Source organism: Streptomyces sp. T028, from assembly GCF_048159505.1.
Taxonomy (GTDB): Bacteria; Actinomycetota; Actinomycetes; order Streptomycetales; family Streptomycetaceae; genus Streptomyces.
Map to the genome: position 1 here is coordinate 1 of NZ_JBLRVZ010000108.1, position 6,810 is coordinate 6,810.

Sequence of the window (6,810 nt, forward strand, 5' to 3'; positions counted from 1 at the left end):
TCACCGCCGGACAGCCCAAGTGGTTCGCCGCCGTCACCTACAGCGGCAAGAACAACAAGTACGCCCGCGTCCTGATCATGGCCGAACAGGCCAAGACGCAGCGGTGGGAGATGGTCGCCGCCGTCGACCTCGACGACAAGGAGCAGGTCCCGAAGATCGCACTCGACGCGGACGGCTATGCCACCGCCATCGACGCGACCGCCGCCAAGGCCGTCGCCGCCCCGGCCGACGTGCTGCGTGCCGCCGTGATCGATAATTTCTCAACCGGCGGCGACCTGACCGGGAAGAAGGTCTTCGCCACGACGAAGACATCGAAGCGGCAGATCAAGGTCCACGACGAGACGATCCACAAGTTCGGCAGCCGTGGCACGACCGAGTTCTCCTCCGCCGTCACCGAGTTCCCCGACAGCTACGCGCTCAAGACAGCCGATGGCCGTGCCCTCGTGGTCCTCGCGCACACCCACACCCAGCGCGACGCCGTCGCCCACTCCGGTCTGCAGATCGTGCCGGACAAGCAAGACCGCGCCTGGCTCGGCATCACCCCGAGCCCGTACTTCACGTACACGTTCACCTGCTCCGACGTGGCCACCGTCCCCACCACGCCGGGGAAATCGCAGCTCATCGGCTACACCTGCCGCCGAACCGATGCCGAGGGCCTGTCCACCTCCGCGTGACCACCGCAGCCCCGAGAAGCCACGTGGACGAGGAACCGCCCTTGCATGTAACCGAGTTCGCCACCGCGCTCGCCGACCGCCTGCCCGGCCGCTGGCAGCCCGGTCCGGTGACAACGCTCATCGACCAGGACGCCGCCAGCAACCGCATCTGGGACAGCGGCCCCCTGGCGTACACCGCCTTCGAAGCCGCCGGCGTGCAGCGATGCGTGCTCACTTCGCCGCACGGACTCCAGTTGTACGTCATGCCCCGCCCCCACCGGCCGGGCCAGTACCTGGTGCTGCCGATGCTGCCCGCCGGCTCCAGCCAAGAACACGTCCAGGGCCTGCCGGATGCCCCTCGCGGCATCGCCGTTCCCGCGCATCCCGCCCGCGCCGCAGCCGCCGTACGCCGCCGCTTCTTGATCGACTACCGTCTCGCGGCCATGCCGGCCTGGCGCCGCGCGAGTCCCGGCCGCCTGCTGGTGGAGATCCACTTCGACGCCGAGGCCCGCCCGCGCATCACCTGCACCTACGGCCGCGCTCTCATTCATCTCCTCGCGTACGGCGGATTCCTTCTCGACCCCGCCACGGGAGAGTGCCACCTGCCCAAGGACCTCCCTCCCGATCAGGCCGCACGCCAGCTCCACCGTAGCGTCGCGCGCCTGGAGAGCCTGGACTTCACCGTGGCCGTCCGGCCCCCGCACAGCCCGGCACCTACCGCCGACCGGCCCGTGCCGGCACCGGCCGACCCGCACCCGGGCAGGCGCCGATGAGTCTTGCCGACGACGCCTTCATCGACGCTCGCCTGGCCTACTGGCAGCGCCACATCACGCAGACAGCGACGCGCCTCATCCCGCCGCAGACCGGTCCGGCACACGCCGCCATGGGGCCCGTGCTGGACCAGCTCGTCGCCGTGTACAACCTGGCGGGCGGCCTCGTCGCCGACCTGCGCCAGTCCGCTGACGGCTCCCTCGCGACGAGCGACGCGGGACGCGCATACCTGTCCCAGCTGGCCACCGCGCTCGCGCACAGCAACCGCGCCGCAACGCACCTGAGCACAGCCGTGATCCGGCTTACCCCGCACCCCGGCACCGCCGTCCCCGCCGAAAGCCAGCTGGCCGTCACGCTCGGCCACGCCGCCGCGCTGCGCAGCCTGTACCGGGCCCTGGCAGCCGTCACCAGCCCACTCTCCAACGCTCAGCCCCCCCGGCGCAGGGCCCGCGCCAGCGCCCGCTGTCGCCGAGCAGCACGGCCGGGCCGCCGACAGCACCGGCACCCATCCCGTACGCCGCCGCCCCTGAAATTCGGGGTCAACCATCCACCGTCCGAAAGTCCTTGGAGAACTCCTGGCCACCCGTTCCTTCATCGCCCGCCCCACCGACACCGGGTACGCCGGCGTCTACGTCCACTGGGACGGCTACCCAAGCCACCACCTCCCCCTGTTGCTCGGCGCCCACCAGTACCGCTTCGGCGGTGACCTCGACGCCCTATGCCGACACCTGATCGACGAGGCGCCCGACGGCTGGTCCCAGCTGGGCACCGACCTCCTCGACGGCGCACTCGAACCCCTGCGCGCCGAACTCGTCGGCAGCGACGAACACCCCAGCAGGAAGCTCGACAACGTCCACGTCATCACCGTCGGCGCCGCCGAGCCCGAGCCGTGGACCGTCACCGAGAAATCCCACCGGGGCCTGGACTGGGGGTACGTCCTGCACCCGCACGGCATCGAAGTCATCCCGCTCGACGCGGAGGACCGCGGTCCCATCCTGGCCTGGGACACCGACCCCAGGGCCCGGTTCAGCAACAGCACCCACCGGTGGCGCCCCGGCCACCCGGTCCCGGCGACCCTGCCGCCCCGCACAACGGCCTCGACCATCACCACCGCCCCTGCGGCGCCCACCACCCGGACCGCTCCCCGCCGCTGACGCACCCTCCTCACCCCGTTTACCTGTCCCGGAGACCTCTCTGCCCGCGCCATCCCCTGTCAAGATCACGGTCGTCATCGCCACCCAGCTCAAGCCCGAGCGGCTCGGCCACCTGACGGCCATGCACGAAAGCCTCACCCGCCAGCAGGTGCCCTGGGAGGCGGTGATCGCGCTCGACGGCGCCGCCCCCGCCCGGCTCCCGGCACCGCTCGCCGCCGATGACCGCGTCCGCGTCCTCCCGCTGCCCCGCCCGGTAGGGGCAGCATGCGCGCGCAACCTCGCACTCAACGAAGTGCGCACCGACTACATCAACTGGGCCGATGACGACGACGAGTTCAGCGACCACGCGATGGCCGTACGGCTGCGCGTGCTGGAGGCGACAGGTGTGGGCTGGTGCGCGGGATACAGCCAGGACCTGCACCCCGACGGGTCAACGACGCTGTGGCGGTGCCCAACCCCACCCGGCCGCCACGAGGCCGGAGACGTGTGGACGTACTGGAAGAGGCCAGAGGACACCATCCCGATCGGCCCCACCACCATCCTCGCCCGCACCGACCTCGTGCGCGCCGCCCCCATGGGCGGGCTCGTCCAGGGCGAGGACTACATCGCCGCCCTCGGCATCACCAGCCTCGCGCCCGGCATCCTGCTACCCATCCCGGTCTACCGATACCGCCAACACCCCCGCCAGATGACCCGCCAGGACTCCTACCACGCCCTGGAGGCGAGCGCTCGGCGGCATGCGTGGAACTTCGGACGTAGCCTGCGAGCCGCCCTCTCCCGCCGGGAGCCTATAGGTTCCGCGGTTTCACGAGCTTCCGCGTGATCATGAGCAACGGCAACCCTCGGCTACTGTCAGCTGTCGCCCTTTAGCGATCTTCCGGTTTGGCCGATGCGGCGCCGTCACAGACGGCACGGATCACCCACCGAGTCCCGACCCAAGCGGACACGCCGGTCGCCCTGAGTTCGTGATCGGGGGGGGTTAAATGCGTGACTTCCGCACCGAGTGCCATGCCGACCCGGCCAGAGCCCGAGCCGACCGGAACATCGCGAGTTGTTCGTGCCGGCGGTACAGGGCCCAGTTGTACTGGACCAGCGACAGCTTGTTCGATGAGAGCGACCCGGCCCGCTGCGCCCGGTACACCGCCAACGGCTCCTGCAGCGCCCGCGCCGGAGTCCCATCCCGCATGATCGACAACCAGAGCGCGTAGTCCTGCCGCTTCGGCATGTCCGGCATCAGCCTCGTACCGACCGCCCTGCGGTCGTACATGGCGGTCAGGGCGCCGATGTGGTCCTGGGCCAGCATCGCGCTGTAGTCCACGTGTTCCGGTGCCCACACGACGCGCCCGTTCGGGACGAAGTCGGCGGCCTCGCCCGCGTACGAGGCGTCCATCTTGTAGTAGGAGGTGAACGTCAGGGGCGTCCCGGCAGTCGCGGCGAAGGCGAGCTGTTTCTCGACCTTCGTCGAAAGCCACAGGTCGTCGCTGTCGAGGAAGGCGACGTAGTCACCCCGGGCCCGCGCGATGGCCAGGTTGCGGGCCCGGGCTGCGCCCCCTGGCGGACCGCTGCCTCCGGCAGGACTCGCTCGTCCTGCCGAGCCAGCTCTCTCAGCAGATCCATCGACCCGTCCGAGGATCCGTCGTCCGTGATCAGCAGTTCGAGCTCGGTGTGGGTCTGCGCCAGCACCGACCGAACCGCGGGCCCGAGCGTGGCCGCCGAATTGTGCACAGGCATCACCACAGAAACCAGGGGCACAGCGGTGCTCCTTACCCAGATTGGAGTCGTCATGGACGTTGTTGTCGCCGGTCAAGGCTACGTGGGCCTGCCGCTCGCCGTGCGCGCCGCCGAGGTGGGCCATCGCCTCGTCACGGCGGGTGCATTCTGCTCATGATCCGCCGACGTAAGCGGTGCTCATCTCACACGGAATCCAGCGAATGCGCAGAACCCGCTGCTCACGAAGTCGCGCTCTCTGCAGAGCCGAGCGATGTGAGCGAGGCGGTCTGATGCACGCCTCCGCCACCCAGGCCGCCCTGAACTACCTGGGCCGGCGCCTGGACGAACTCGCCGACGCCTTCCCCACCAACGCCGCGGCGGTCGACGTGGTCACGTTGACGGACGACATCAACGTCCTGGCCCACCATCTGCAGTACCTCACCGAGCGTGCGCAGGAAAGGTTCACCCTGCCGGAGACGGTCTACCTTCCGGAACGGGTCGCCTTGGCTCGGCTCGCCGAGGCCGCTGCCGGGATCGCGGGCGCCCTGAACGTGCTCACCGAGGCCCTGACCTACGCCGCCACCGGCTTCCACCGGGAGGCCCTGCCGGACCTCGCCGCCTCCCCTCTGCGCAACGACCCCGAGGTCATGCGGAGTATCGCGGCCGAGAAATACGCCGAGGCCGCCGCCCGGCTTCGCGAAACCGCCGCCGACCTGCGCCCTGCGCCCGCCCCGGCGGCACCTTCCACACCGCGCTCGGCCGCACCACAGGCGCAACCGCCTGCCCATACCGGACCTCAGCCCCGGCAGCGATTGCAGCGCTGATCCCATCGAAAGAACCCCGCATGCCTTCCCATCCCCCCGCCGAGATCACGCTCGCCTTGAGTGCCAGCACCGGCATCGTCGCCGTCGCTCACGGCGAGCGGTACCGGTGGGCACAGACCGCACTGAAGCTCGTCGGATTCCACCGACGCGACGATGGCACGTTCGCCCTGGCAGGTAACGATCCGCAGGCGGCGCGCGACGCCGTGCACCAGCTGATCCCCACCGCCCGCCGCCACCAGGCCACCGTCACGGCCAGCAACAGGCGCTACCTCGGCGACGTCGCCGACGAAATAGCCGCCCACCTGCCGGGCCCTTGGAGCGCCCAGGTCGGTGTGCACAGCCACCCGGTGTGGCAGCACGACCTGCTCCCGTGGCTGTGGGACGCCGGCGAACTGATCCACGCCGTCCAGACCGAGCGGCTCCCCTACACGGCGGTCCTGACCGACGGCACAGGGATCGAACTGCTGCTCACTGAACGGCCCGGACACCAACACGACTACCTGCTCGGCGCCTTCGCCCCGAACGGCTTCGACGAACACGTCGCACAGACGAGCCCGCCGAGCAGCATCGTCCTGCCCGCCGCGCCCGAGCAGGCCGCCCACGCGATCGCCAACGGGTTCCTGCCCGCCTACCACCACGCCCTTCACACACGGCGCAGGGCCACCGTCGCCTTCGCACTCGAGCGGATCCGCGAGGAGTACGACGCCCGGCAGGCGACCAGCGAGTCCGGCCGCTTCAGCGACGGCAGCCCCATGAACCCCGACCACATCCCGGAACTGGAAGGGCAGTCCGCCGACTTCACCTGGCAGGAGTTCCGCGACGTCCTCACCCACGCACCGGCCCTGCTCGATCAGTGCCGCCCCGCCACGACCACCTGGCCCGAAGACGCCACCGCACTGAACCGGCTACGCGAAGCCCTCGCGCAGGGCACCGGGATCCTGGCCGACTGGAACGCCCGGCTGGACGATCTCCGCCAGACTCCGGCCGCACTGCCGGCCAAGACGTACGGGGACGCGAAGGCCGAGCGCGACGCGCGCATGGTGCCCGTGATCGAGGCATGGATGGCCGACGGTGAGGTGTTCCTGCGCCAAGCCCGCGCCGCCGCCCCGCTCCGCCCACTCGCCGCACACGACCACGCTGTCCGCGCGCTCCCGCCAGTTCCTGCCCACGCTCCCGGTGCGAGTTCCGCGCGCCGGTGACCCGAGAAGAAAGACCCCGCACCTGTCTGACCACTTCCGCTTCAGTGCCCACCCCGAACACGGCTTCGTGGCCATCGCCACGGCGAACATCCCCCTGCACCTGGCCCAGTGGTTCCTGGTCCGTGAGCAGTTCGAGCCGGTCGCCGATACGCCGGGTCTGTACCGGCTGACTCATCCCGAGAAGGACGGCCTGCGCCGCACCCGCCAGGCGGTGAAGGACCTTCGCCGCCACGGCTACCTAGTGCACACCGAGCCCGCCCTCGACCCCGGCCCGCCTCAACCGAACGTGCAGCAGGGGCGTACGGCACCCCGCGCCCGCGTCGCGCAAGCCGCCGTACGCCCTGCGCACCGGCCTCCCGCCCTCACTACCACGCCCGTCCCCGCGCCGCGGCCAACCACCGTCCTCGGCACCGGCATCAGCCCCTCCTCCAAACCCGGACGAGGCAGGTGAGCATGACCAGCACACCGATCCGCATCCTCCGCGGCCCTGGTGGCGAAG

General features: G+C 70.6%; 8 protein-coding genes and 1 pseudogene. 8 read left to right on the forward strand and 1 reads right to left on the reverse strand.

Annotated features, from left to right (window positions below):
• The 4 genes from ACLZN2_RS50620 to ACLZN2_RS50635 form a co-directional block, all read left to right on the forward strand.
• On the forward strand, nt 1-674 hold a 674-nt coding region (locus tag ACLZN2_RS50620), incomplete at its 5' end, for a hypothetical protein (protein ID WP_416987018.1).
• 41 nt (nt 675-715) lie between these two features.
• Nucleotides 716-1,426: a hypothetical protein gene (locus ACLZN2_RS50625; RefSeq protein WP_416987020.1), complete on the forward strand. Its 711-nt coding sequence runs from the start codon at nt 716-718 to the stop codon at nt 1,424-1,426.
• A 669-nt stretch (nt 1,427-2,095) separates the two neighbouring features.
• The gene (locus ACLZN2_RS50630) at nt 2,096-2,578 is read left to right on the forward strand and encodes a hypothetical protein (protein ID WP_416987021.1); all 483 of its coding nucleotides are present in this window, start codon (nt 2,096-2,098) and stop codon (nt 2,576-2,578) included.
• 121 nt (nt 2,579-2,699) lie between these two features.
• Entirely contained in the window at nt 2,700-3,401 is a 702-nt protein-coding gene (locus ACLZN2_RS50635; RefSeq protein WP_416987023.1) for a glycosyltransferase, read from the forward strand.
• Between the two features lie 156 nt (nt 3,402-3,557).
• On the opposite strand, the pseudogene ACLZN2_RS50640 reads toward ACLZN2_RS50635, so the two are convergent.
• Nucleotides 3,558-4,330, reverse strand: a pseudogene (locus ACLZN2_RS50640) (glycosyltransferase family 2 protein).
• On the opposite strand from ACLZN2_RS50640, the gene ACLZN2_RS50645 reads away from it, so the two are divergent.
• The 4 genes from ACLZN2_RS50645 (at nt 4,221) to ACLZN2_RS50660 (ending at nt 6,762) form a co-directional block, all read left to right on the forward strand.
• On the forward strand, nt 4,221-4,466 hold the full coding sequence (locus tag ACLZN2_RS50645; protein WP_416987028.1) for a hypothetical protein: 246 nt from the start codon (nt 4,221-4,223) through the stop codon (nt 4,464-4,466). The pseudogene ACLZN2_RS50640 and the gene ACLZN2_RS50645 overlap by 110 nt on opposite strands.
• A 112-nt stretch (nt 4,467-4,578) precedes the next feature.
• Complete coding sequence (locus ACLZN2_RS50650) at nt 4,579-5,112, forward strand: hypothetical protein (protein ID WP_416987025.1); 534 nt, start codon at nt 4,579-4,581, stop codon at nt 5,110-5,112.
• Between the two features lie 20 nt (nt 5,113-5,132).
• Nucleotides 5,133-6,311, forward strand: coding sequence for a hypothetical protein (locus ACLZN2_RS50655; protein WP_416987026.1), 1,179 nt, complete (start codon nt 5,133-5,135; stop codon nt 6,309-6,311).
• A gap of 67 nt (nt 6,312-6,378) precedes the next feature.
• Nucleotides 6,379-6,762 carry a hypothetical protein gene (locus ACLZN2_RS50660; protein WP_416987027.1) on the forward strand — a complete coding sequence of 128 codons (384 nt, stop codon included), beginning with the start codon at nt 6,379-6,381 and terminating at the stop codon, nt 6,760-6,762.
• Nucleotides 6,763-6,810 lie beyond the last annotated feature (48 nt).

Excerpts from the sequence above, each read along its gene's own strand:
- ACLZN2_RS50635 (WP_416987023.1), top strand. The coding sequence starts at position 2,700 with ATGCACGAAAGCCTCACCCGCCAGCAGGTGCCCTGGGAGGCGGTGATC.
- ACLZN2_RS50650 (WP_416987025.1), top strand. The coding sequence starts at position 4,579 with ATGCACGCCTCCGCCACCCAGGCCGCCCTGAACTACCTGGGCCGGCGC.
- ACLZN2_RS50655 (WP_416987026.1), top strand. The coding sequence starts at position 5,133 with ATGCCTTCCCATCCCCCCGCCGAGATCACGCTCGCCTTGAGTGCCAGC.